This is a genomic window from Herpetosiphon giganteus (genome assembly GCF_016907925.1).
In the GTDB taxonomy this organism is placed as follows: domain Bacteria; phylum Chloroflexota; class Chloroflexia; order Chloroflexales; family Herpetosiphonaceae; genus Herpetosiphon; species Herpetosiphon giganteus.
In genome coordinates this window covers 1-2,057 of sequence record NZ_JAFBCZ010000073.1, presented here as the reverse complement: position 1 = coordinate 2,057, position 2,057 = coordinate 1, and the positions used below count along the sequence as shown (strand labels likewise).

Below are 2,057 nucleotides of genomic sequence, written 5' to 3'. Positions count from 1 at the left end.
TGGGAGTCATGGTGGTCCTTTCCTTGGTCTGTTGCATTTCCAAGTATAGTCCACCTGGCTCTCGTTAATTTTGCACCACTTTCGTTATACCACCGCCTTGGTATCCCGTCCCGAAAAACGATCAGTCAACGCATGCTCATCGCAAAATTGAGTGCATCGAAACGGCGGAATCGCACGCTGCAAGCCCTGTGGGAGTATGACCACATCTTCCGCAGTTGCTATCTCTTGGAGTTTGTTGATTCCCCGCGCTTACGGCAAAACGTCCAGCAAGCGCTCAATCGTGGGGAGCAATATCATCACCTCAAGCGTGCCTTAACGGCGGGGAATATCGGCAAGTTGCGCTATGTGACCGACGAGGAACAAGCGCTGTGGAATGAGGCCTGTCGGCTGGTAGTGAATGCGATCCTACTCTATAATATGCAGATTTTACAGCAGGCCATCGATACCAAAACCACCATCGGCATGCTTGCCGATAGTGCCTTTTTACGCACGGTCTCCCCCGTCGCATGGCATTATATTAACTTTGGCGGGCGACTCACCTTTTTGGCCGATCTGCTCCCAGCACCCATTCTGGCCTCAGTGGCAGCCGTCTTGGCCTATCGGCCAAGCGCCGCCGATCAGCCACCTGATCCCGAGGACGAATATGCGATGATCGCGGATTTCTTGGATGATCCGTTCGTAAAAGAAGAATAAAAAAAAGAACACCTGTTCGCTGCCATGTTTCGGGGGGCCGTGCGTTTAAGCCCAATAGGTTCTGTCGGATAATTCGATGGTAGTCGGAACGGCAGGAGGTTTGTAGGAATCGTCATGAATTGTGTGCTACCCAATTTGCAGTGACTGAACCGCTCTTACCAACCGGAACCTGCCGTAGCCGTCCATCGAATCGAATGACCATTGCCGCGTGATAAACGGCATTGTTTGGAAGCCTCATACCGGCGTTTCATTGTGCGATATTCCCGATCACTATGGGTCGTGGATGAGCATGAACAGCGTGATTGGCAGCAATAGACCATCGATGGCATGTTGATTCGTGCGCTTCGTTCTGCAGCGGGCGAGCTTTGACGCTCATGAACTCATCGCCCACGACCTCGGACGCTTCTGTGGTGGATTAGTTAACAAACTCCGCCTCCTCGTCGCTGGTTGTGGGCACTCGTTATCTGCCTATGTTATGCTAGGAAGATTCACGAAAGCATGACATTCGAAACCATGATTTGGTATATTTTGGTTTGCCAGCGGCGAGGAATGACCCCACCTCCGAGCGCAGCTCTGGCGGGTGATAGAGGCTACGACGCACAGCTTATCCACCAGTCGCTCCAGCGACGTAGTATAGTGATTCTGCCACTGTTATGCTAGGAAGATTCACGAAAGCATGACATTCGAAACCATGATTTGGTATATTTTGGTTTGCCAGCGGCGAGGAATGACCCCACCTCCGAGCGCAGCTCTGGCGGGTGATAGAGGCTACGACGCACAGCTTATCCACCAGTCGCTCCAGCGACGTAGTATAGTGATTCTGCCACATCGACGGCGCGGTCAGAGCAAGATCCGATGCCCGATTGGCTATAACGCATAGGTGTATCGTGCCCGCAATGTTCGCACCATGGGTTGGCTCAAAGCGTGTCGCTCATTGGCCACACACTTTGAGAAACTGGAGTTAAATTATTTGGGATTCGTCTATCTGTCCATGATTCAACGACTGGTTCGCATCCTTGCACGATGTATGCAGAAATCCTGAACTATCAGACAGAGCCTAGGTTATGCTGCAAAACAAGACTTATTCGGTACAATCTACTAGTCATCCGAAATCTATCTGGCAATTTTTACGTTGTCCAACATAATCTTCCTATAATAGAATAATCCATACACGAAATAGTGAGATAGAATGACATTTATTACGTATTTTCTCATACAAAACTATTGTTCTGTATAAGAGGCTCTTGTATGGTATGAATGATACCGTAAGAAACTCAGCAATGACATAGTATGCCTATGTCTGTCGTTTGGATGGCACAAAAATGAGCCTTATGCAGCGGTGTCTTGAGGCGCTTCGAGTAGGG

The 2,057-nt window shown here is 49.7% G+C and carries 1 protein-coding gene; it reads left to right on the top strand.

Annotation, left to right across the window (positions count from 1 at the left end):
• Window positions 1-45: 45 nt before the first annotated feature.
• Window positions 46-693, top strand: a complete 648-nt coding sequence (locus JOD20_RS26215; RefSeq protein ID WP_338034216.1) for a Tn3 family transposase — start codon at window positions 46-48, stop codon at window positions 691-693.
• Window positions 694-2,057 lie beyond the last annotated feature (1,364 nt).